Genomic DNA, 23,290 nt, shown 5'->3' on the forward strand with positions numbered 1-23,290 from the left:
GCCGACGCGGCGCCGACCGAAGTCGGGGCGAGCGGTCGACGTGTCGTGCCCCCGTGCGAGCATGGACGGCATGCCCGCCGAACGACCGCCCGACTGGCGCGCGGCACTCGCGAGCCTCGACGCGGCCGCGACCGACGGCGGTCGGGACGCCGGGTCGACGGATGCCGCGGCCGCGCCGGGCACCGCCCGACTCCGCCCGCTCGGGCTGCAGTTCCAGCTGCGCCGCCGGGTGCCGCGTCGCGACGGCGAGTGGCGCGGGCCCCGCGACGAGCCCGCACGGCGGGCGTCCGGGGTCGACCGCATCGGCGTGCGGCCCGTCACGCAGGGCGCGCGCGGGGCGTGGGGCAAGCACGGCCTCACCTGGCAGAACATCGCCTACCAGGCGTCGTCGGCGGGCGTCGACCCGGCGCAGTCGCGGTGGTTCGCGCAGTTCGCGCTGCTCAAGGGCACCACGCCGTCGGTGCACGTCTACGGCTCGGAGTGGATCACGCTCGACGAGTTCGAGAGCCCGCTGCTCTGGGCGCTCCTCGATGAGGCGCGGCGGCTCGGCATCGCCCTCGTCGGCTCCGGGCCGACCCCGGACGTGGCGCTGCACGGGGCGGCGTCCCTCGGGTTCGACGCGTCGCGCGCCGACGGCGGCCTGACGCTCACCCCGGTCCTCGACCTCGGCGGCGTCGCCCACCCGCTCGCCGCCCGGCGCGGCGACCCGGACGGCGATGCCACCCGGGTCCGCCCGATCGCCCGGCACGGCCTCGCCCGGTTCGACCTCGACGTGGGTCGCCTCGACCTCGCTCCAGTGACCGGCGGGCTCGGCGCCCCCGAGCTCGCCCTGCTCGGCGAGGCGCACGAGGTACGCGTCCCGGCAGGGGAGGTGTCCGAGTTCCTCGCGACCCACGTGCACGCCCTCGCCCGCACGCTCGCGATCACGAGCCGCGACGGCACGTTCGAGCCGCCGCCGCTTCCGCCCGCGACCCTCGTGCTCGACGCGCGCTACGAACCCGACGACGTGCTCCGGCTGTCGTGGCGATGGGCGCACGCCGACGGCCGCTGGAGCGAGGTCGACCCCGCGGCCGACCCCGACCCGGAGCTCGACGACGACCTCGTCGCCCGGGTCGCCGACGAGCTCGGCTGGGTGCCGTTCGAGGCGGTCGTGCTGCGCGGCATCGACGCCGCCGAGTTCGCGATGGAGCGGATGCCGCGGCTCGAGGAGCTCGCCGAGCGCCGCCCCCTGCGCATCGACGTGCGCGGCGAACGACCGGACTACCGGGAGGCGACGGCGCGGCCGCAGCTCGCGGTCTCGCTCGTCGAGAGCCGCAAGCGCGACTGGTTCGACCTCGGCGTCGTCGTGACGGTCGACGGCCGCCCGGTGCCGTTCATGCCGCTGTTCCGCGCGCTCGCGACCGGGCGCAAGCGGATGCTGCTCGTCGACAAGTCCACGCTGTCGCTGACGCAGCCCGTGTTCGACGAGCTGCGGGAGCTCATCGAGGAGGCCGGCTCCCACGACGAGTGGGAGACGGGCGTCCGCATCCACCGCAGCCGGTCGAGCCTCTGGTCCGACTTCGAGGACCTGGCCGACGTCGCCGAGCCCGCGGTCGCCTGGCGCGCCACGGTCGCCGGACTCGAGCAGGGCGAGGTGCCCGAGCTCGCGCCGCCCGCGGGGCTCGCGCTCCCGCTCCGGCCGTACCAGCTCGACGGGTTCCGATGGCTCGCGTTCCTGCACGCGAACCGCCTCGGCGGGGTGCTCGCCGACGACATGGGGCTCGGCAAGACCGTGCAGTGCCTCGCGCTCGTGCAGCACGCGACGGAGCGGGCGCGCGGCGCGACGGATGCCGCGGCGACGGATGCCGCGTCGCCGCGGCCGTTCCTCGTCGTCGCGCCCACGTCGGTCGCCTCGAACTGGGTGCGCGAGGCCGCCCGGTTCACGCCAGGCCTTCGGGTCGCGTCGGTGACCGCGACGGAGGCGAAGCGACGGCGTCCGCTCGCCGAGGTCGCGGCGGGCGCCGACCTCGTCGTGACCACCTACGCGGTGCTCCGCCTCGACGCCGACGCCTTCGGCGAGCTCGAGTGGGCCGGCCTCGTGCTCGACGAGGCCCAGTTCGTGAAGAACCCGGCGACCCGGGTGCACGAGGCCGCCCGCGGCATCCGCGCCCCCTTCCGGGTCGCGGTGACTGGCACGCCGCTCGAGAACCACCTCGGCGAGCTGTGGGCGATCCTGCGCATCGTCGCGCCGGGGCTGTTCCCGTCGCGGCGCGCGTTCGACGAGCGCTACCGTCGCCCGATCGAGGAGGACGGCAACCGCGAGCGGCTCGACCGGCTGCGCCGCCGCATCCGCCCGCTCGTGCTGCGCCGCACCAAGGAGGCCGTCGCACCCGAGCTGCCCCCGAAGCAGGAGCAGGTGCTCGAGGTCGACCTCGCCCCGGAGCACCGGCGGCTGTACGACCTGGTGCTCCAGCGCGAGCGCCAGAAGCTGCTCGGACTCCTCGACGACCTCGACCGGCAGCGGTTCATCGTCTACCGCTCGCTGACGCTGCTCCGGCTCCTCGCGCTCGACGCCGCACTCGTCGACGCGGAGCGACATGCCGGCGTGCCGTCGGCCAAGCTCGACGCGCTGTTCGAACAGCTCGAGGACGTGCTCGCCGAGGGGCACCGCGCGCTCGTCTTCAGCCAGTTCACCTCGTTCCTCGACCGCTTCACCGCCCGCCTCGAGGCCGACGGGGTGCCCTTCGCGCACCTCGACGGATCGACCCCGGCCCGCCGCCGCGACGAGGAGGTGGCGCGCTTCCGCGCCGGCGAGGCATCCGTCTTCTGCATCAGCCTCAAGGCCGGCGGCTTCGGGCTGAACCTCACCGAGGCCGACTACGTCTTCCTGATGGACCCCTGGTGGAACCCCGCGAGCGAGGAGCAGGCGGTCGATCGTGCGCACCGGATCGGGCAGGACCGGCAGGTCATGGTCTACCGGCTCGTCGCCGCGGGCACGATCGAGCAGAAGGTCATGGAGTTGAAGGCGCGGAAGGGCGAGCTCGCGGCATCCGTGCTCGACGACGACGGCCTCGCCGGAACCCGGCTCGACGCCGCCGAACTCCGCGGGCTCCTCGAGGGCTAGCCCACGGTCCGGCTGGCGGTGGTCGCGCCCGCCGCGGCGGCCTGGGCGCGGTCGGCGGCGCGCAGCCGCCGGATCCACTTGTCGCCCTCGACCGCGACGACGAGGAACAGCAGCAGCACGATGCACTCGAGCCACTGCCATCCGGTGAGCGACACGGTGCCGAGCAGCCGCTGCAGGAACCCGAGCTCGGTCGAGAGCACGATGATGACCACCGGCCAGACGAGGAACTTCGCCACCGCGGCGATCGGCGGCACGAGGCCGGACTCGGGCGAGCGGCGCATGAGCAGTGCGCTGAGCACGGTCGCGAGGCCGACGACGACGTACGCCATGGTCATCGACGCGGTCGGCCCGTCGGGGCTCGGCTCGTCGGGACCCCAGACCAGTGGCACCAGCGAGATCAGGAAGATGACGGCGCCGTAGCCGATCCACTCGCCGACCGAGTGCGGGTTCACGATGCCGAGCTTCGGGTCGCGCGGCGGCTCCTGCATCGTCGCGGGCGGAGCCGCGTCGGCGGCGATGCCGAGCACCGCGAACAGCGTCACGAAGAAGTTCAGGAACAGCACCTGCGACGGGAACAGCGCGACGCCGTCGGCGATCTGGAACGCGCTCGCGGCGAGGAACAGCAGGATCAGGCTGATCAGCTGCGTCATCTGGAACCGCAGGTACGCGGTGATCTTGGCGTACACGATGCGGCCGAGCTCGACCGCGTGCACGAGCGTCGAGAAGTCGTCGTCGGTGAGCACGAGCTTCGCCGCCTGCTTCGTGACCTCCGAGCCCGAGCCCATGGCGACGCCGACGTCGGCCTGCTTGATCGCCGCCGCGTCGTTCACCGCGTCGCCGGTCATCGCGACGATCTCGCCCTGCGCCTGCAGCAGCCGCACCAGCCGCAGCTTGTCGTCGGGCGTGACCCGGCCGAACACGTGCAGGCCCGGCAGGCGACGGGTCAGCTCCTCGTCGCTCATGGCCTGCAGTTCGGCACCGCTCACGGCACCCGGTCCGAGCCCCAGCTCGCGGCCGATCGCGCCGGCCGTGACGGCGTGGTCGCCGGTGATCATGCGCACCTCGATGCCGGCGCTCGCGGCGACCTCGACGGCCGTCTTGGCCTCGGGGCGCAACGGGTCGACGATGCCGACCAGGCCGATGAGGGCGAGCTCCTCGACCCACGACATCGGGTCGGCGGCGACGCGCCCCTCGTCGGCGTCGTCGACGAATCGCGCCGCGAAGGCCAGCGTGCGCAGTCCCGTCGCCGACATGTCCTCGAGCTCCGCGGTCGCCGCGTCGGCGTCGACGGGCACGAGTTCGCGCTCGGTCGTGAGCATGGTCGTGCACCGGCCGAGGATGACGTCCGGCGCACCCTTCACCAGGAGCACGAGCCGCACCTCGCCGCGCACCGGCATCCGCTGCAGCGTCGCCATGAACTTGTAGTCGGAGTCGAAGGGCACCTCCGCGAGCCGCGGGAAGTCGCGCCGGGCGGCGTCGGCGTCGATGCCGAGCTTCGCGCCGAGCACGATGAGCGCGGCCTCGGTCGGATCGCCGACGACGACGCCCTCGGTCGAGACGGTCGCGTCGTTCGGCAGGCTGATCGCGAGGCCCAGCGTCGCCGCCTCGACGGGCTCGTCGGTCGCGCCGAGCATGCGGCCGTCGAACGAGTAGCCCTCGCCCGTCACGCGGAAGTGGTCGCCGCCCATCCAGGCGGTGCGCACCGTCATCTCGTTCATGGTGAGCGTGCCGGTCTTGTCCGAGCAGATCGCGCTCGTCGCGCCGAGGGTCTCGACGTCGTTCAGTGACGCCACGATGGCGCGCTGGTCGGCGAGCTTCGACGCCCCCCACGAGAGCAGGCTCTGCACGAACACGGGCAGACCCGTCGGAATCGCGGAGATCGCGACCGCGGTGCCGAGGAACAGCAGCTCCTGGATGCTCTGCCCGCGAACGGCGCCGATCACGATGATGACGAGCACCGCGCCCCACGCGATGATGCCGAGCACCTTCGTGAGCGAGTCGAGCTCGCGCTGCAGCGGCGACTTCCCTGAGCCGACCTCGGTCAGCATCGACGCGATGCGTCCCATCTGCGTGCGCATGCCGGTCTCGACGACGACCATGCGCGCCGTGCCGCGCGTGACCGACGTGTTCTGGAAGACCATCGACGTGCGATCCGCGAGCGCGGTTCCCGCCTCGTTCGGGGTCGGCCCCTTCGGGATCGGCAGCGACTCGCCCGTGAGCGCGGACTCCTGGGTCTCGAGGTTCGCCGCGCGCAGGATCCGGCCGTCGGCCGGCACCAGGTCGCCGGCCTCGAGGTCGACGAGGTCGCCGGGCACCAGGTCGGTCGCGTCGACCTGCCGGATCGTGCCGTCTCGGAGCACGCGCGCCTGCGGCGTCTGCAGCTTCGCGAGCGCGTCGACGCTGCGACGGGCCTTGAGCTCCTGCCGCGTGCCGCTGATCACGTTGTAGAGCACGAGGATCGCCACGATGATCGCCGTCGACACCTGGCCGATGAGGAGCGACACGACCGCGACCGCGATGAGCATGAGCGTCATCAGCTGCGTCGCCTGGCCGAACGCGATGCGCCACGCGTTCGGCGGCGGGGCGCTGCGGAGCGCGTTCGGTCCGTGCTCGGCGAGGCGCGCGTCGGCGTCGGCCTGCGTGAGGCCGCGTGCCGTATCGCCGCCGGCCTCGGCGACCGCCTCGTCGGGCGGCAGCGACCACCAGGCCGTGCCCTCCTCGCCGGCCGGCTGCGCCTGCGATGCCTCTGGCTGCGTGTCGATGCTCACCGGACCCCCTCGGGAACTCGTCTGCCGCACACCCTAGCGGCGCGCACGCCCCGGCACAGCAGAATGGACGACGGAGGTCGACGATGATCACGCACGAGGTGCAGAACCAGGTCCCGCCGCGCGAGGGCGTGGACGAGTTCGCGGCGAACGCGCCGCTCGTCGAGGCGGTCGCGCGGTGGGGGACCGGGACGGATGCCGCGTCGGCCGCGCTGCACGACCTGGGTCGACGGGTCGGCACGGCGGCATTCCAGCGCGACGCCGAGCTCGCGAACACCCGGACCCCGGAGTTGCGCACGCACGACCGCTGGGGCCGACGCATCGACGAGGTCGACTCCGACGAGTCGTACCACCGGATCATGGCGACGGCGGTCGGCGCCGGGGCGCACACGTCGGCGTGGGCCGACCCGCAGCCGGGCGCGAGCGTCGACCGAGCCGCCGCGTTCCTCCTGCTCGCGCAGGTCGAGCCGGGCCATGCGTGCCCGATCTCGATGACGCACGCCGCGGTCGCGACGCTCGAACACGCGGCCGAGGGGCTGCGCGCCGACTGGATGCCGCGGCTGCTCAGCCGCGACTACGAGCCCGGGCTCGGGGCGGACGGCGCCGCGGAGCCGAAGCACTCGGCGCTCATCGGCATGGCCATGACCGAGAAGCAGGGCGGCTCCGACGTGCGGGCGAACACGACGCGGGCCGTGCCAAGGTCCGGCGGCGGCATCCGCCCCGACTGGGGCACCGAGGTGGGCCTCACCGGCCACAAGTGGTTCTGCAGCGCGCCGATGAGCGACGCGTTCCTGGTGCTCGCGCAGGCGCCCGGCGGACTGTCGTGCGTGTTCGTGCCGCGGGTGCTGCCCGACGGCTCACGCAACGTGTTCCGCATCCAGCGGCTGAAGGACAAGCTCGGCAACCGCTCGAACGCGTCGAGCGAGGTCGAGTTCGACGACACGACCGGCTGGCTCGTCGGCGAGGAGGGCCGCGGCGTCGCGACCATCGTGCAGATGGTCACCCGCACGCGGCTCGACTGCGTGATCGGCACGGCCGCCGGCATGCGCCAGTCGGTCGCCGAGGCCGCGTGGCACGTGCGGCACCGGCGCGCGTTCGGATCGCGGCTCGTCGACCAGCCCGCCATGGCGGCGGTCGTCGCCGACCTCGCCCTCGAGTCCGAGGCCGCGACGCTGACCGCCATGCGCCTGGCGCGCGCGTACGACGCCGACGCCTCCGAGGGCGAGCAGGCGTTCCGACGGCTCGCGACCGCGGTCGCGAAGTTCCAGGTCTGCAAGCGCGGCCCCGAGCACGCCTACGAAGCCCTGGAGTGCCTCGGCGGCAACGGCTACACCGAGGCGTTCCCGCTCGCGCGGCGCTACCGCGAGCAGCCGCTGCTGGCGATCTGGGAGGGCTCCGGCAACGTCATCGCGCTCGACGTGCTGCGCGTGCTCGCCCGCGAGCCCGAGGCGTTCATGGCGTTCTTCGACGTCGTCGGCGAGGCCGCGGGCGAGCATCCCGGATTCGATCTCGCGCTCGCCGAGGCGCGCTCGATCGTCGGCGAGGTGAGCGAGGCGGATGCCGCGACCGCGGCGTTCCGCGCCCGCGAGCTCGCCGAGCGGCTCGCGCTCGTGCTCGAGGCGTCGCTGCTGCTCCGGCACTCGCCGGCGCCGGTCGCCGACGCGTTCGTGCGCTCGCGGCTCGAGGGCGACGGCGGCGCGATGTACGGCGCGCTGCCGCCGGGGGTCGACGTCGCGGCCGTCTTGGCGCGGGCCGACGGGACGGGCAGGATGTCGGCATGAGGGATCGCGCGAACTGGCTCGTCGTCGCGCAGTTCGTGCTGCTCGCGCTGCTGGTGCTCCTGCCGGTGCTGCTGCCCGTGCCGCCGCTCTGGGTCGGCCGACAGGCGACCGTGTTGTCCGTCCTGCTCGTCATCACGGGGCTCGTGCTCGCCGGCGCCGGCATGGCTGCGCTCGGCCGCGACCTCGTGCCCTGGGTGGCCCCCCGCGAGGGCGCGACCCTGAGGACCGACGGCGTCTACCGGCTCACGCGCAACCCGATCTACGTCGGCCTGCTCGTCGCCGCCGCCGGCTGGGTGATCTGGCAGGCGCGCATCGACCTCGTCGTGGCCTGGGTGCTCCTCGCGGTCGTGCTCATCGTGAAGGCGCACCTCGAGCAGCACCGGCTGCTCGACCGGTTCGGCGAGGCCTACCGGGAGTACGCCGACCGCACGCCGCTGCTGCTCTGGGCGCGCGGCATCCGCTGAGCGCGGCTACGCGGGTGCGTCGGCGGCCGTCGCGTCCGGTGCCGTCCCGCCCGCTTGCGGCGCGCCCGCGGCATCCGTCGACGCCTCCAGCGGGCCCGCCTCGATGAGGTGCGCGATCGCGCGCAGCGGGATCGGCGCCCAGTGGGGACGGTTGCGCGTCTCGTAGATCGCCTCGTACACGGCCTTGTCGAGCTCGAAGGCGGCGAGCAGGTCGCGGTACACGGTGAGGTCCATGCCGGATGCCGCGACGTAGCCGTCGACGAACGCCTGCCGTGCGGAGGCCGTCCAGGCCCGGGCCTCCGCCGCCTGCTCGGGGTGCAGCAGCTCGGTCGCGCCGGCGACGTAGTCGAACGACCGGAGCATGCCGGCGACGTCGCGCACCGGCAGGTCGGGACTGCGGCGCTCGGCCATCGGGCGCATGGGCTCGCCCTCGAAGTCGAGCAGGAACCAGCCGCGGTCGGGAGCGAGGATGACCTGGCCGAGGTGCAGGTCGCCGTGCACGCGCTGCAGGTCCGGCCAGGCGCCCGCCTCGGCGCGCTCGTAGAAGGCTTCGATCGCCGCGCGCTGCGGCTCGAGCTCCGGCACCTCGGCCACGGCGATCGCCAGGCGACGCCGCCAGGCGCCCGTCACCGCGGCGATGAGCTCGTCGGAGGCCGGGGCATGCTCGAACGCCCCGCGCAGGCCGAGATGGACCTCGGCGACGGCCGCCCCGAGAGCCCGGGCCTCGTCGGCGAAGTCCTGCCCGTTCGCCGCCGCGAGCAGCGCCACCCGCCACGCGTCCTCGACGCCCGGCAGGAACTCCTGTGCGAACGCGAGGTGGCCGCGTGCGCGGCCCTCGGCGCGGCCCACGTCGTCCCATTCGCCGAGCACATCGCCCACGACCGGCGGGATGTGCGGAGACCCGGCGACGCCGAGCGCGGTCTGCAGCGTGACATCCGGGTTGTCGCCGTGGTGAAGCTGTCGGAACACCTTGCAGATCACGGGCGCCTCGCCGACGGGGCGGTACACGATCGACGTGTTGGACTGCTCGCCGCCGAGCACGCTCGCCGGCACGCGCGCGGTCGCACCGGCCGGGGCGTCGGAGTCACCCGCGCGGAGGGCGGACGGATGGCCCATCGCGGTCGCGCCGTGCGCGACCGCCCGTCCGCCAGCGCGGATCAGGTCGAGCAGGGCGCCGGTGAACGCGGGGTCGTGCGGACCGTCGATCAGGTGCGTGCCGTCGTCCAGGACGCCGATCAGGTGCTCGTCGGCGCTGCCGCCGTCGGCGCGTTCGACCACCGGCACCTGGTACAGCACAGGCGGCTCGGCGCCATCGTCCATCACGAGCAGCGAGAGCGCGCGGACCCCCGGCTCGGCGACCGGCAGCTCCCATGCCCCGATCCGGCGCAGCACTGGCGCGTGCCCCTTCCCGGCGAACCAGCGCTGCGCGGGCATCCACGCCGCGATCGCGGCCATCGCGCTGTCCATGCCTGAACGATATTGCCGCCGGTGGGTGTCGTCGAGGCAGCACGCGCCGCGTGGCCCCCGGACGGGGCGCGACATCCGCCGCCCTGCTCCGCCCCCCAGGACCGCCGTTCGGACGGAATGCGGCGCCGCCGCGCGCGCAGTCCCGCCCGATTCCGTCCGAACGGCGCGGTGCGGGGGCGCCGGCGCACCGCCGCACGACGCTAGAGCAGGCGGTCGGTGCCGCGGTCGCGGCGGCGCGAGCGCGGCTCGTCGAGGCCGATGTGGATCCGCGTCCGGCGCCGCTCGATCACGATGAACAGCGCGCCGAGCAGCCACAGCGGCACCTGGGTGAGGAACGCGATGCGGAACGCCTCCAGCGAGTAGGTGTCGGGCGTGCCCGCGCCCTGCGCGTCCATCGCGATGCCGATGAGCAGGATCGCGAGCAGCGCGGCGAGGAAGCCGCCGACGTTCGTGATTCCCGTCGCCGTGCTGAGCCGGTGGCTCGGATTGAAGGTGCGCGCGTGGTCGAAGCCGATCATCGAGCCGGGGCCGCCGGTGCTCATCGCGAAGGCGAGCACGAACAGCAGCCAGAGCGGCGACGGGCCCGGCCAGAGGATGACGGCGAGCCACGCGAGCGCCTGGATCGCGATCACGGGCAGCACGAGCAGGCGCGACCGCCGGGTCGGGTGGCGCGTCGAGAGCGCCCCGATGACCGGGCCGACGAGGATGCCGAACACCACGTAGACGGTGAACAGCAGCGAGGCCATCGCGGGCGTCAGGCCCTCGCCGACGGTGAGGAACGGGAAGCCCCAGAGCAGCACGAAGGCGGTGCCCGAGAACGGGGTCGTGAAGTGCGACCAGAACGCCAGCCGCGTGCCGGGGTGCGCCCACGACTCCCGGAAGCCCTGGCGCAGGTCCGCGGAGGACCGCACGACGTGGATGGCGCCGGTGACGGTGTCGACCGAGACGTCCTCGATGCGGCCCGGCGGGCGGTTCCGGATGACCGCGAAGGTGAGCACCGTGAACAGCACCCCGAGCCCGGCGAGGGAGCCGAACGCGATCGACCACGTCGTCGCGTGCAGCAGCGCCGCGAGCGGCAGCACGGCGAGGATCTGCCCCGACTGGCCGATCAGCCCCGTGAGCTGCACCATGAGCGGTGCCCGCCGTTCGGGGAACCACACGGCGATGACGCGCAGCACGCTCGGGAAGACGGCCGCGTCGCCGGCGCCGAGGAGCATGCGAGCGAAGATCGCCCAGCCGACATCGGGCGCGAAGGCGAGCACGAGCTGGCCAACCGCCATGACCGCCATTCCTGCGGTGATGATCGGGCGTGCGCCGAACCGGTCGAGCAGCAGGCCGACGGGGATCTGCATGCCGCCGTACACGGCGAGCTGGATCACGGCGAACATCGACAGGGTCGACGCGTCGGCGTCGAATCGCACCGCCGCGTCGACGCCGACCGCCGACAGCGACGACCGGTTCGTCACGGAGACGATGTAGGCCGCGACGCCGACGCCCCACACCAGCCAGAGCCGCCAGGTCGGGGCGAGGGGGAGCGGGGTCGGGGTCGTCACAGCCCTTCGAGGGTACCCCTCCACGTCCCGCCGACGACGAGGGGCGGATGCCGCACGGCACCCGCCCCTCGCCCGAACCGCGACCTCAGCCCAGCGGGGCGCCCTCGGTCGCGCCGCCGCCGAAGGCGGCGCCGTCGTCGATCGCCTCGATCGAACCGGTCGGCGTGCCGACGGCCGCCTCGGCCTCCATCGCGAGTTCGGCGTCGACGTCGTAGGCCGCCTGCTCGAACTGCGAGTTGTAGAGCCGGTAGTAGGCGCCCTTCGCGTCGATGAGCTCGTCGTGCGTGCCCTGCTCCACGATGTCGCCGTGCTCCATCACGAGGATGAGGTCGGCGTCGCGGATCGTGGAGAGGCGGTGCGCGATGACGAACGAGGTCCGGCCCTGTCGCAGTGCCGCCATCGCGTGCTGCAGCAGCAGCTCGGTGCGGGTGTCGACCGAGCTCGTCGCCTCGTCGAGGATCAGCACGCTCGGCTGCGCCACGAATGCGCGCGCGATCGTGATGAGCTGCTTCTCACCGGCGGAGACGTTCGAGGCGTCCTCGTCGAGCACGGTGTCGTAGCCCTCGGGGAGCGAGTGCACGAACCGATCGACGTAGGTCGCCTTCGCCGCGGCCACGAGCTCGTCGTCGGTCGCGTCCTGTCGGCCGTACCGGATGTTCTCGCGGATGCTGCCGCCGAACAGCCACGGGTCCTGCAGGACCATGCCGGTGCGGGCGCGGACGTCGTGGCGCGTGAGCTCGGCGATGTCCTGGCCGTCGATGAGGATGCGGCCCCCGTCGAGCTCGTAGAACCGCATGACGAGGTTCACGAGGGTCGTCTTGCCGGCGCCGGTCGGGCCGACGATCGCGACCGTCTGGCCGGGCTCGACGCGGAACGACAGGTCGCGGATGAGCGGACGGTCGGGCGTGTACGAGAACGACACGTGCTCGAACTCGATGACCCCGCGGCCGTCGACCGGTGCGGGCGCATCGGCGGCGTCGGCCTCCTCCTCCTCGGCGTCGAGCAGCTCGAACACGCGCTCGGCCGACGCCGTGCCGGACTGGACGACCGCGGCCATGCCGCCGAGCTGCGAGAGCGGCTGGGTGAACTGCTGCGAGTACTGGATGAACGCCTGCACGTCGCCGAGCCGGAGCTGCCCGCCGGCGACCATGAGCCCGCCGAGGACGGCGATGCCGACGTACGTGAGGTTGCCGACGAACTGCATGCCGGGCATGATCACGCCCGCCAGGAACTGCGCCTTGAACGCGGCGTCGTAGAGCTCCTCGTTCTCGTCGCGGAACTTCTCGCTCGCGTCGCGCTCGCGGCCGAAGACCTTGACGAGCGCGTGGCCCGAGAACGACTCCTCGACGCGGGCGTTCAGGCGGCCGACCTTCTTCCACTGGATGCCGAACGCGGCCTGGGACTTCGGACCGATGACGCCGAAGATCACGGCCATGAGCGGCAGGGCGACGAGCGCCACCAGCGAGAGCTGCCACGAGATCGAGAACATCATGACCAGCACGCCGATCACGGTGAGGATGCTCGTGAGTGCGCTCGAGAGCGACTGCTGCATCGTCTGCGTGATGTTGTCGATGTCGTTCGTCACGCGCGAGATGAGCTCGCCGCGCTGCGTGCGGTCGAAGTAGCTGAGCGGCAGCCGGTGGACCTTCGCCTCGACCTGCTCGCGCAGGCCGTACATGGCGCGGACCATGATCACGTTGATCACGTAGCCCTGGATCCACGACAGGATCGACGCGACCACGTAGAGCATCAGCACGATCACGATGAGCTGGCTGAGGCGCACGAAGTCGATGCCCTCGCCGGGCGTCAGCGTCGCGGCGCCGACGATGTTGGCCAGGTCGTCCTGGCCGGACGCCCGCAGCTGCTCGACGACCTGTTCCTGCGTCACGCCCGCGGGCAGCTGCAGCGAGATCCACCCCTCGAAGATGACGTTGGTCGCCTCGCCGAGGACCTTGGGCGCGATGACGGTCAGCACCACGCCGAGGGCGCCGAGCAGCGACACGAACGCGAACGACCACTTCCACGGCGCGAGCAGTCCGAGCATGCGCCGGAAGCTGCGGCCGAAGTCGGACGCCTTGCCGGGCGCGACCGAGTTCCACGTGCCGGAGTTGATGCGCGCCTCCTCGGCGAGCTGCTGCTCCTCCAGCTCCTCGAGGGTGGGCTCGGCGGCGTTCGCGACCGCCGTGGCGGCGCGCCCACGACCGCGGGCGGCGCGGCGGCCGTTCGGGGTGCCGTTCTCGCGGCTCATGCCTGGGCCTCCACTCCGAGCTGGGATTCGACGATCTCGCGGTACGTCTGGCAGGTCTCGACGAGTTCGTCGTGCCGGCCGAGGCCGACCACGCGGCCGTCCTCGAGCACGACGATGCGGTCGGCGTCGGTGATGGTCGAGACGCGCTGCGCGACGACGACCTTGGTCACCTCCGGCAGCTCGCGCCAGAGCGCCTGCCGCAACCTCGCATCGGTCGTGAGGTCGAGCGCCGAGAACGAGTCGTCGAACACGAGGACCTCCGGCCGGTGCACGATGGCGCGCGCGATCGCGAGCCGCTGGCGCTGCCCGCCGGACACGTTGGTGCCGCCCTGCGCGATGCGCGCGTCGAGCCCGCCCTCCATGGCGGCGACGAAGTCGCGCCCCTGGGCGATCTCGAGCGCGTGCCAGAGTTCCTCGTCGGTGGCCTCCTCGCGCCCGAAGCGCAGGTTCGAGGCGACGGTGCCGGCGAACAGGAACGGTCGCTGCGGCACGAGGCCGATGGTCTGCCAGAGCGCGTCGAGGTCGGCCTCGCGGACGTCGGTGCCGTTCACGAGGACCGCGCCCCCGGTCACGTCGAAGAGCCGCGGCACGAGCGAGACGAGCGTGGTCTTGCCCGCGCCCGTGGACCCGACGATCGCGACGGTCTCACCGGGCTCGGCGCGGAAGCTCACGCCGGCGACGACGGCGTGCTCCGCGCCGGGGTAGGCGAAGGCGACGTCGCGGAACTCGACGGTGCCCGGGGTCGGGAACTCGGAGACCGGCGACGCGGGCCGCGGGAGCGTGGTCTCGGCCGCCAGGACCTCGCCGATGCGCTCGGCGGAGACCGCCGCACGCGGGATCATGATGGTCGTGAAGGCGGCCATGAGCACGCCGCCGAGGATGACGCCGACGTACTGCATGAACGCGAACAGCGTGCCGACCTGCACGGTGCCGCCGTCGACCTCGATCGCGCCGAACCAGATGACGCCGACGACGGTGACGTTGAGCACGAGCATGAAGAGCGGGAACAGCGTGATGAACAGCGTGCCGACCCGGCGGCCGACGTCCATGATGCCGTGGTTGGCGCCCTCGAAGCGCTCCTGCTCGATCGGCTCGCGCACGAAGGCGCGGACCACGCGGATGCCGGTCAGCTGCTCGCGCAGCACGCGGTTCACGGCGTCGAGCCGCTTCTGGTAGTTGCGGAAGAGCGGCACCATGCGGCTGATGACGAGGCCCGCGACCACGAGGATGGTGAGCACCGACACCCAGATCAGCCAGCTCAGCGTGGCGTCCTGTCGCAGCGCCATGATGACGCCGCCGACCGCCATGAGCGGCGCGCTCACGAGCATGGTCGCGCCGGTCATGGCGAGCATCTGCACCTGCTGCACGTCGTTGGTGTTGCGGGTGATGAGCGAGCCGGGGCCGAAGTGCGAGACCTCGCGCTCGCTGAAGGCGCTGACCTTGTCGAAGATGTCGTTGCGGAGGTCGCGGCCCACGCGCATGGCGGCCTTCGCCGCGAAGTAGGTGGCGACGATCGCGCAGGTGATCTGCCCGAGCGAGATCGCGAGCATGAAGCTGCCGGTCGACCAGATGTAGGCGGTGTCGCCCTTCGAGACGCCCTCGTCGATGATGTCGGCGTTCAGGCTCGGGAGGTAGAGCGTCGCGAGCACCGACAGGAACTGGAACAGCAGGACGCCCGCGAGGAGCCACGCGTACGGCCTGAGATAGCGGAACAGGAGTCTGCCGAGCATGATGCGATCTCCACGGCGAGGGTAGGGATGGATGAGGTGCGCGATCGGTTCGCACGGCGAGGCGCACTGCCGGGTCGCGGTTCGCGCCCGACAAGTCTCCATCCAATCGCGCGCCACCGACATGCATCCCGAGGGGGATATCGCTGAGGGCGGAATCCCCGGACATGATGATGGGACGCGCACCCCCGCGATGCGCGCCCCATCAGTCCGTGGCCGTTACGAGCGGAAGGCGTCCTTCACGTTCTCGCCGGCCTGCTTGAGGTTGGCCTTGGCCTGGTCGCCGCGGCCCTCGGCCTCGAGTCGCTCGTCGTCGGTCGCCTTGCCGGCGGCCTCCTTGGCTTCGCCCTTGAGCTCCTCGGCCTTGTTGCCGATCTTGTCGGTTCCACCCATGTGCGGGCCCCCCTCCGATCGATGCGTCGCGCGGTTCGGGTGCGACGTCGACGGCCACGTTACGCAGCGCCTCGGATCGGGCGACAGCCCTTGTCAGACGGGAATGCCTCTGCTATTTCCGATCGCGGAGGCGGACCCTCGTCCGACGGGCCGGCGCGCACCGATCCGCGAGGGGTGTCGAGAACGCCGGGCCGGCCTCGACATACTGGTGGGAGCGAGCGTCGCCCCCGTTTCCGACCGGCGAGGAGCGAATCGTGAAGTACCTCATTCTGATCAAGTCCAACCCCGAGTGGCAGGCGGCCTGGCGCTCGTTCACGCCCGAGCAGCTCACCGCGAGCATGGCGATCTACACGGGCCTCGTGCGCGACCTGCAGGAGTCCGGCGAGCTCGTCGACGCCGAGCAGCTGGCCGACCCCGAGACCGTCCGCACGGTGACGGTCGGCGACCACGGACCCGTCGCGAGCGATGCGCCGCTGCCCGAGACGAAGGAGTTCCTGAGCGGGTACTACCTCGTCGACGTGGCCTCCTTCGACCGCGCGCTCGAGATCGGGGCACGGCTGCCCGAGGCGCAGTGGGGCGGCATCGTGATCACCCCGATCCTGGCGCAGGACGCCGCCGCGGACGCCTCGGTCGCGTGACCCGCGTCGCGCCGGGGGAGCGGGCGCGCGGCATCGAGCGGATGCTGCGCGAGGCCGCCCCCTCGGCGCTCGCGGTGCTCGCCCGGCGCATCGGCGACTTCGACGCCGCGGAGGACGCCGTCCAGGAGGCCCTGATCGCCGCCGCGGAGCAGTGGCCGCGGGACGGCGTGCCGTCGAGCCCGCGGGCGTGGCTCGTGTCCGTCGGCCATCGTCGATGGGTCGACGCGGTCCGCCGCGATGCGGCGCGTCGTGCGCGCGAGGACCGCGACGCCGCGCTCGACCCGGTGGACCCCGACCGCGCCGGGGTCGCCGCCTCGCGCGACGACTCCCTTGCGCTCTTCGTGCTGTGCTGCCATCCGTCGCTCGGGCGGCCCGCACAGCTCGCCCTGACGCTGCGCGCGGTCGGCGGGCTCACGACGGCGGAGATCGCGCGCGGACTCCTCGTGCCCGAGGCGACGGTCGCCCAGCGGATCTCGCGTGCGAAGTACCGGCTGCGGGCCGGCGGCGCCCGCTTCCGCGTGCCCGACGCCGCCGAGCTGCCCGACCGCATGGCCGCGGTCCGGCAGGTGCTGCACCTGATGTACACGGAGGGGCATACGGCCAGTGCGGGGGCGTCGCTCGCGCGGGCGGACCTCTCCGCCGAGGCCGTCCGGCTGACGCGGATGCTGCGCGAGGCGACCGCCGCGGACGCGCCGTGGCGGGCCGAGACCGACGGGCTGCTCGCGCTGATGCTGCTCACCGACGCACGACGTCCCGCACGACTGCGGCCGGCGGGCCCCGGCGGACCGCCCGAGCTCGTCCCGCTCGACGAGCAGGACCGCTCGCTCTGGCGCCGGGACCTCATCGCGGAGGGCACGGCGCTCGTCGAGCACGCGCTCGCGTCGGGCGGTCCCGGCCCGTACCAGCTGCAGGCCGCGATCGCGGCGCTCCACGACGAGGCGCCCTCGACCGACGACACCGACTGGCCGCAGGTGCTCGCGCTCTACGAGCTGCTGCGACGGATCGGGCCCGGGCCGATGGTGGAGCTCGGCTGGGTCGTGGCCCTGGCGATGGTCGACGGACCGGATGCCGCACTCCGCGAACTCGAGACGGTCGCGCTGGAGCCGGCGCTCGCCGAGCACTTCCGGGTGCGGGCCGTGCGCGCCCACCTGCTCGAGCGGGCGGGGCGCGACGACGAGGCCCGGGCCGGGTTCGCCGAGGCGGCCAGGCTCGCGCTCAACGCGACCGAGCGCCGGTACCTCGAGGGCAAGCCGGGCGGCTGAGGCGTCGCCGGCCGCCGCCTACAGGGCCCGCGTGAACCCGACCCGGTGCTCGCCGGGCCCGTCGTAGTCGCGCCACGCGGGCACGGCGTCGATCACGGTGTCGCCGGTGAGCTCGAATCCCATCGACCGGTGGAAGTCCTGCGAGCGAACGTTCGCGGGCCCGGTGATCGCGTCGACGCGGCGGCATCCGCGGGCACGCATGGCCTCGAAGAAGCGCTCGTAGAGCACGCGGGCGAGCCCGGTCCGACGCTGGTCCGGGCGCACCCCGACGAAGTGGACGTACGCGACCTCGGGCTGCGACTGCGAGCGGAAGCCGATGAGGAACCCCGCGAGCTCGCCCCGCTCGTCCTCGACGACCGTCGACGTGTCGGCGAAGTGCTGGAAGAAGAGTCGCGGCAGCAGCATCGCGAGCCGCTCGGTGCCGGGGCGCTCCCACCACGGTCCGATGACCCCGACCACCCGGGCGTGGTCGCGGACCTCGGCTCGGCGGAACACCAGCGACGGATGGCGCGGGTCGGCGTCGAGCCGCGGCGGGAACTCGTCGGTCATGCGTCGATCCTGCTCGACGACGGCTCAGGACGCGAGTGCGACGCCGAGGGCCGCGCACGCCACGACGAGGGAGACGGCGGCCGTGATCGCACCGGCCACGGCCAGTCCGTGCGGTCGGGCGACCTCCTCGCCCGCTGGCGGCGGGCGATCGGGCACGGTGGTGTGCTCGGCACGGTCGTCGCCCGGCGGGGTGGGCGCGTGCCGGCCGCGATGCGGCGGGAACGGCATCGTCCGGTGCGCCTCGGCCGTCGACGATCCGCCGGACGCGGTGTGCGGCGTCCAGCCCGAGCCGTCCCAGTAGCGCAGCAGTGCCGGCTCGCCCGGGTCGGGATGCCAGCCCGCGGCGAGCGGAGGGACCGGGCTCACGCGGGCCGTGCGCGTCGAGCGCGGACGGCCCGGACCGACAGCTGGACGGCGGCGACGATCAGCAGCGCTGCGAACAGCCACGCGCCGACGACGGGCGGGATCAGGAACGCGAGCGCCACGCCGGGAAGCGCGGCGAGCGTGGCTGCGATGCCCACGACGATCGCGGAGCGGAGGTCGACGAGCCCACCCCGCACGTTCCTCGTGGACCCGCTCACCGCGGTCGGGATCATGGCGACGAGCGAGGTGCCTTTCGCGATGAGGTCGCCGAGCCCGAAGAGCGTGATGAAGGCCGGAACCATGATGAGCCCACCGCCGACGCCGAACATCCCGGACGCGATGCCGACCACGAGCCCGAGGGCGACGAGGCCGAGCGCGGGGCCGGGCTCGAGGGGGACCGGGTCGGCGGCGCGGTCGGGGGAGCCGAGGGCGAGCCGGATCGCGACCACCACGAGGAGCGCGATGAACAGCCAGCGGAGCCACTCGAGCGGGAGGCGGGCGAGGAGCGTCGCGCCGATCCATCCGCCGACGATGCCGCCGAGGGCCACGAGGAGGGCCGCGAGCAGGTCGACCTGCCCGTTGACGAGGTAGGCGATCGAACCCGCGAGCGCGGTCGGGACGATGGCGGCGAGGGACGTGGCCGACGCCCGTCGCTGGTCCATGCCGGCCAGGAGGATCAGCAGCGGCACCATGACGATGCCGCCGCCGACGCCGAAGAGCCCGCTGAGGAGTCCCCCGAGGATGCCGACGACGGCGAGGCGCCAGGTCGCGGGGCGGTCGGGTGCGGAGGGGACGGCGTCGGGGGTCGGCACCCGGTCACTCTAGCGGCGCGCCCGCGCGGTGCCGACGGGGAGCAGTGCCCACGTTGCACGTCGGGTGCGCGGGCGCGACGGCCGGAGGACCCGGAGCCACGGGGTGATCGTCGCCCGTGGCCCCGGGAGCCGTGCCGTGGCTATCCTGCGAGCGCCAGGGAGGGCTGGGCGACCTCGAGTTCGACGTGCATTCCGCCCGCGGAGTTGGCGGCCGCGACGAGCCGTTCGAGGCGGTCGCGGTCGAGTTCGCCGGAGTCCGCGGTCTCGAAGACGAACCGCAACGGGATCGACGGCTGCAGCCACAGCGTCTCGGCGATGCCCTCGGGGGTGGGCCCGTGCAGCGTCAGTGCGAAGGGCTCGCGGCGGCGCAGCTTGGCGATGATGGCCGCGCGGAGATGCCGCAGGGTGGTGTCGTCGATCTCGTAGTGGTGCCCGTCGATGCCGTAGGCGAGTCGTCCCATCGTGTCCCTCCGTCGGTCCCGGCAGCGGATCGCGGCCGTTGGTGAAGTTCGGTGAGGACAGATTACCTAGTTACTAGATCGTCTAGTGAAATTCTCGCCGGGTCCGTTCCGATAGCGGATACCGCCCGGCGACCCCGCGGTCAGGCCTGCTCCGGCTGGGCCTGTCCGATGTTCACCATCCACTGCACGCCGTACTTGTCGGTGAGCATGCCGAACGCATCGCCCCAGGGTGCTCGCTCGAGCGGCATGACGACCCGGCCGCCGTCGGCGAGGCCCTCCCAGTAGTCGCGGAGCGTGGCCTCGTCCTCCCCGCCGCCGCTCAGCGAGACGGCGAAGTTCGTGCCGGTCTCGAACGGCATCTCGTTGGGGGTGTCCGCGCCCATCAGCGTGAGGTGCTCGGCCGTGAGCTGGCCGTGCATGATCTTGTCGGCCTCGACGCCCTCGTCGCCCATGCCGAACTCGGCGAACGTGCTCAGCGTGAGATCGCCGCCGAGCACCGACTGGTAGAACTCCATCGCCTCGCGGGCCTGGTCGCGGAAGCTGAGGTACGGGTTGAGCGTGACGGACATGGCGTCTCCTGGATCGTGAGGGCGGGGCGAGTGCCCCGCACGGCAGATCCTGCTCCCGTCCGCCGACGTTCGTCACGGGTCTTGACGGGGGATCGACCCGGGCGTATGTTAACAACCATCTAGTTGATAAAGCGATTGGTTGAACAATGGATGCGACGGAGGCCGATGACCGGCTCGACCGGGCCTTCATGGCCCTGGCCGATCCGGTGCGCCGTCGCATCGTCGCCCGGCTCAGCCGAGGGCCGGCGACCGTGACCGAACTCGCCGAACCGTTCGACATCACCACGCAGGGGGTGTCGAAGCACATCCAGGTGCTCGAGTCCGCCGGACTCGTCACCCGGAGCCGCGTCGCGCAGCGTCGCCCCGTGCACCTCGACGCGGCCGCGCTCGAGACGCTCACCGAGTGGATCGACCGGTACCGCCTCATCGCCGAGCAGCGATTCCGTCGACTCGACGCGCTGCTCACCACCGCCGCCGACGGCGACGCCGCCGCGGCATCCGACCCGGAGCAGCGATCATCATGACCACCGACACCACCAACCCCGTCACCATCGAGGCCCCCGAGGGCCTGCCCTACGTCGACATCGAGCGCGAGTTCGACGCGCCCGTCGCCGCCGTGTTCGACGCGCACCGCGACCCCGACAAGGTCCGGCAGTGGCTCGGCCCGGACGGCTACGAGATGCGCGTGGAGCGCTGGGACTTCCGCCCCCAGGGCGGCTACCGCTACGTCCACATCGATCCCGAGGGCAACCACTGGGCGTTCAACGGCACGTTCCACTCGGTCCGCGAGAACGAGTTCGCGGTCCAGACCTTCGAGTTCGAGGGTGCGCCCGACATCGTCAGCATCGAGTCGATGACCTTCGAGGACCTCGGCGACGGCCGCACCCGCGTGCGCGGCCACGCGGTCTACCCGACGCTCGAGGCGCGCGACGCCATGGTCGAGCACGGCATGGCGAAGGGCGTCACCGAGGGCTACGCCCGGCTCGACGCGATCCTCGCGGCCTGACCACCAGGCGACTCGGACGACGGCAAGGAGCAGGACCATGGACTGGACCCTCGAGGTCCTGATCGTCCCGGTGAGCGACCTGGACCGCGCGATCGCGTTCTACCGCGATCGCGTGGGCTTCGAGCTCGACCACGACACGCACGCCGGCGAGCACCGCTTCGCGCAGCTGACCCCCCGCGGATCGGGCTGCTCGATCGTGCTCGGCACCCTGCCGGCGCAGAACGAGATGGCCCCGGGGTCGCTCAAGGGCGTGCAGCTCGTCGTCGCCGACGCCGAGGCCGCGCGCGCCGAGCTCGTGGAGCGCGGGGTCGACGCGGGTCCCGTCCAGGTCATCGACCCACGCGACGGCGGCACCTTCTTCGGCTTCGCCGACCCCGACGGCAACACGTGGGCCGTGCAGGAGATCCGTGCGCGGGGCGAGCGGCCGCTCATCCCGGTCGAGGCCCGGGGTCGCTTCGGCGAGGACTGACCCGGGCGGCACGAGGGGCAGGCCGGCAGGCCACCGATCCCCGATCGGACCGCGACGGAGGCCCCGCCGGGAGCGAGCATGGGAGCATGACCGATCCGTCGCCGCACGTCCTCCGCTACGCCGCCTTCACGCACGATCCCGACGGGGGCAACCCCGCCGGGATCGTGCTCGACGCCGCCGGGCTCGGCGATGCCGAGATGCTGCGCATCGCCGCGGAGGTCGGCTACGCCGAGACGGCGTTCGTCACGGGCGAGCACGACGGCGTGCGCGACATCCGCTACTTCTCCCCGATCGCCGAGGTGCCGTTCTGCGGGCACGCGACGGTGGCGACGGCGATCGCGCTCGCCGAGCGCGACGGGCCCGGCCGCGTGCGGTTCGCGACGCCGGTCGGCGAGGTGCCGATGGAGACGACCCGGACCGCCGGCCGCCTCGTCGCGTCGTTCACGAGCGTCGAGCCGCGCCTCGAGCCGATGCCCGAGCACGTGCTCGACGAGTTGCTCGACCTGGTCGGGCTCGACGCCGATGCGCTCGACGAGCGGCATCCGCCCCGGATCTCGTTCGCGGGCAACCGGCACCCGGTGCTCGTGGTCGCGGATGGGGCGGCGTTCGACGGCGTCTCGTTCGACCCGGCCCGGGCGCGCGCGCTCATGGACGAGCACGGCTGGCCGGCCACGATCACCGTGCTGCACCGCCTCGACGACGGCCCCGACGGCCGCCTGCGGTTCGAGGCCCGCAACATCTTCCCGGTCGGCGCCATCGTCGAGGATCCGGCCACCGGCGCGGCCGCCGCGGCGGTCGGCGGGTACCTGCGCGCGCTCGGCGCCGTGACCCCGCCCGCCCGGGTCGTGATCGCGCAGGGCCGCCACGTCGGCCGGCCCAGCGAGCTCGTCGTCGACATCCCGGAGCGCGGCGGGATCGTGGTGAGCGGATCCGCGGTCCCGATCGGCTGATGCGCGGGTCGGGGTGCCGTGCCGAGCCCGGCCGACGCGCCTAGAAGCCGTAGAACGTGCGGAGCCCGCTGAGCGCGAGCTGGACGCCGATCGTCGCGAGCAGCAGTCCGCCGAACCGGGTCAGCATGGCCGCGGCGGAGGCGCTCAGGCGCGAGAAGGCACCCCCGAGGAACGCGAAGCCGACGAAGACCAGCACGCTGACCACCGCCACCCCGACGAGCGCGGCGAGGAGGCTCGTCCAGCCGTCCTGGAACGTCGAGACGGCGATGACCGTCGTGATCCCGCCGGGCCCCGCCATGAGCGGCGTGGCGAGCGGCAGCACCAGTCCGTTCTCGTCGGCGGGGCGCCGCTCCGCCTCCCTGCCGCCCTGCGCGCGGCTCGGCGCGCCGCCGTAGAGCATCTCGACGCCCATGGCCGCCACGATCAGGCCGCCCACCACGCCGAACGCGCCGAGGTCGATCCCGATGAGCTGCAGCAGCTCGCGGCCGACGAGGGCGCTCACCGCGAGGATGCCGAAGACGACGATCGCGACCCGGAGCGCTGCGGCACGGCGCGCGAGCCCCTGCCGCTCGACCACGTCGTTGAAGATCACGATCTTCACCGGGTCGATCGGGTTCACGATCATGAAGATCGCGATGAACGCCTGGACGTAGATCTCGACCGTGCTCACGTCGCCTCCTCGGGTCGGCCCTCGGGCCGGTTCGCGCCGC

21 protein-coding genes are annotated in these 23,290 nt (G+C 73.0%); 9 read left to right on the forward strand and 12 right to left on the reverse strand.

From position 1 onward, the window contains the following. The first annotated feature begins 70 nt into the window (after positions 1-70). The gene (locus tag ABD230_RS10530; RefSeq protein WP_344372922.1) at positions 71-3,103 is read left to right on the forward strand and encodes a DEAD/DEAH box helicase; all 3,033 of its coding nucleotides are present in this window, start codon (positions 71-73) and stop codon (positions 3,101-3,103) included. On the opposite strand, the gene ABD230_RS10535 is transcribed toward ABD230_RS10530, so the two are convergent. Next, entirely contained in the window at positions 3,100-5,871 is a 2,772-nt protein-coding gene (locus tag ABD230_RS10535) for a cation-translocating P-type ATPase (protein ID WP_344372925.1), read from the reverse strand. The two genes, ABD230_RS10530 and ABD230_RS10535, sit on opposite strands and share 4 nt — an antisense overlap. Positions 5,872-5,954: 83 nt before the next feature. On the opposite strand from ABD230_RS10535, the gene ABD230_RS10540 reads away from it, so the two are divergent. Both ABD230_RS10540 and ABD230_RS10545 read left to right on the forward strand, forming a co-directional pair. After that, a complete protein-coding gene (locus ABD230_RS10540) occupies positions 5,955-7,649 on the forward strand; it encodes an acyl-CoA dehydrogenase family protein (RefSeq protein ID WP_344372929.1) in 1,695 nt (564 codons plus the stop codon). Next, complete coding sequence (locus ABD230_RS10545) at positions 7,646-8,113, forward strand: methyltransferase family protein (protein ID WP_344372934.1); 468 nt, start codon at positions 7,646-7,648, stop codon at positions 8,111-8,113. Before ABD230_RS10540 ends, ABD230_RS10545 begins: the two co-directional genes overlap by 4 nt. A gap of 6 nt (positions 8,114-8,119) precedes the next feature. Here the strand turns inward: ABD230_RS10545 and ABD230_RS10550 are convergent, their stop codons facing one another. From ABD230_RS10550 to ABD230_RS10570, 5 genes are all read right to left on the reverse strand, one after another. Then, positions 8,120-9,580: a maltokinase N-terminal cap-like domain-containing protein gene (locus ABD230_RS10550; protein WP_344372937.1), complete on the reverse strand. Its 1,461-nt coding sequence runs from the start codon at positions 9,578-9,580 to the stop codon at positions 8,120-8,122. 200 nt (positions 9,581-9,780) lie between these two features. After that, positions 9,781-11,133, reverse strand: a complete 1,353-nt coding sequence (locus tag ABD230_RS10555) for an MFS transporter (protein ID WP_344372941.1) — start codon at positions 11,131-11,133, stop codon at positions 9,781-9,783. Positions 11,134-11,218: 85 nt separating this feature from the next. Further along, entirely contained in the window at positions 11,219-13,381 is a 2,163-nt protein-coding gene (locus ABD230_RS10560; RefSeq protein WP_344372945.1) for an ABC transporter ATP-binding protein, read from the reverse strand. Further along, entirely contained in the window at positions 13,378-15,111 is a 1,734-nt protein-coding gene (locus ABD230_RS10565; RefSeq protein ID WP_344372948.1) for an ABC transporter ATP-binding protein, read from the reverse strand. The genes ABD230_RS10560 and ABD230_RS10565 overlap by 4 nt, the downstream gene beginning before the upstream one ends. 216 nt (positions 15,112-15,327) lie before the next feature. After that, a complete protein-coding gene (locus ABD230_RS10570; RefSeq protein WP_344372952.1) occupies positions 15,328-15,501 on the reverse strand; it encodes a CsbD family protein in 174 nt (57 codons plus the stop codon). Positions 15,502-15,755: 254 nt separating this feature from the next. On the opposite strand from ABD230_RS10570, the gene ABD230_RS10575 reads away from it, so the two are divergent. After that, positions 15,756-16,139 (forward strand): YciI family protein, encoded by a 384-nt coding sequence (locus ABD230_RS10575; protein WP_344372956.1) that lies wholly within the window; start codon positions 15,756-15,758, stop codon positions 16,137-16,139. After that, positions 16,136-17,401 (forward strand): RNA polymerase sigma factor, encoded by a 1,266-nt coding sequence (locus ABD230_RS10580; RefSeq protein WP_344372959.1) that lies wholly within the window; start codon positions 16,136-16,138, stop codon positions 17,399-17,401. Before ABD230_RS10575 ends, ABD230_RS10580 begins: the two co-directional genes overlap by 4 nt. A gap of 18 nt (positions 17,402-17,419) precedes the next feature. Here the strand turns inward: ABD230_RS10580 and ABD230_RS10585 are convergent, their stop codons facing one another. The 5 genes from ABD230_RS10585 to ABD230_RS10605 all read right to left on the reverse strand — a co-directional run bounded on the left by ABD230_RS10585 (position 17,420) and on the right by ABD230_RS10605 (position 20,155). After that, on the reverse strand, positions 17,420-17,950 hold the full coding sequence (locus ABD230_RS10585; protein ID WP_344372962.1) for a GNAT family N-acetyltransferase: 531 nt from the start codon (positions 17,948-17,950) through the stop codon (positions 17,420-17,422). Between the two features lie 24 nt (positions 17,951-17,974). Further along, positions 17,975-18,316, reverse strand: a complete 342-nt coding sequence (locus tag ABD230_RS10590; RefSeq protein ID WP_344372965.1) for a DUF2510 domain-containing protein — start codon at positions 18,314-18,316, stop codon at positions 17,975-17,977. After that, positions 18,313-19,125: a sulfite exporter TauE/SafE family protein gene (locus ABD230_RS10595; protein ID WP_344372968.1), complete on the reverse strand. Its 813-nt coding sequence runs from the start codon at positions 19,123-19,125 to the stop codon at positions 18,313-18,315. The genes ABD230_RS10590 and ABD230_RS10595 overlap by 4 nt, the downstream gene beginning before the upstream one ends. Before the next feature lie 140 nt (positions 19,126-19,265). Continuing rightward, complete coding sequence (locus tag ABD230_RS10600) at positions 19,266-19,586, reverse strand: DUF7882 family protein (RefSeq protein ID WP_344372971.1); 321 nt, start codon at positions 19,584-19,586, stop codon at positions 19,266-19,268. A 140-nt stretch (positions 19,587-19,726) separates the two neighbouring features. Then, positions 19,727-20,155 carry a VOC family protein gene (locus ABD230_RS10605; RefSeq protein WP_344372974.1) on the reverse strand — a complete coding sequence of 143 codons (429 nt, stop codon included), beginning with the start codon at positions 20,153-20,155 and terminating at the stop codon, positions 19,727-19,729. 146 nt (positions 20,156-20,301) lie between these two features. Between ABD230_RS10605 and ABD230_RS10610 the strand changes: the two genes are divergently transcribed. The 4 genes from ABD230_RS10610 (at position 20,302) to ABD230_RS10625 (ending at position 22,580) form a co-directional block, all read left to right on the forward strand. Next, positions 20,302-20,679, forward strand: coding sequence for an ArsR/SmtB family transcription factor (locus ABD230_RS10610; RefSeq protein ID WP_344372977.1), 378 nt, complete (start codon positions 20,302-20,304; stop codon positions 20,677-20,679). Further along, positions 20,676-21,161, forward strand: coding sequence for an SRPBCC family protein (locus tag ABD230_RS10615; protein ID WP_344372980.1), 486 nt, complete (start codon positions 20,676-20,678; stop codon positions 21,159-21,161). Before ABD230_RS10610 ends, ABD230_RS10615 begins: the two co-directional genes overlap by 4 nt. 37 nt (positions 21,162-21,198) lie before the next feature. Beyond that, positions 21,199-21,630 carry a VOC family protein gene (locus ABD230_RS10620; RefSeq protein ID WP_344372983.1) on the forward strand — a complete coding sequence of 144 codons (432 nt, stop codon included), beginning with the start codon at positions 21,199-21,201 and terminating at the stop codon, positions 21,628-21,630. Positions 21,631-21,716: 86 nt separating this feature from the next. Then, positions 21,717-22,580 (forward strand): PhzF family phenazine biosynthesis protein, encoded by an 864-nt coding sequence (locus tag ABD230_RS10625; RefSeq protein WP_344372987.1) that lies wholly within the window; start codon positions 21,717-21,719, stop codon positions 22,578-22,580. 40 nt (positions 22,581-22,620) lie between these two features. On the opposite strand, the gene ABD230_RS10630 is transcribed toward ABD230_RS10625, so the two are convergent. Continuing rightward, entirely contained in the window at positions 22,621-23,250 is a 630-nt protein-coding gene (locus ABD230_RS10630) for a MarC family protein (RefSeq protein WP_344372992.1), read from the reverse strand. Between the last annotated feature and the right edge of the window lie 40 nt (positions 23,251-23,290).

The organism is Agromyces tropicus, from assembly GCF_039531345.1.
Classification (GTDB): Bacteria; Actinomycetota; Actinomycetes; order Actinomycetales; family Microbacteriaceae; genus Agromyces; species Agromyces tropicus.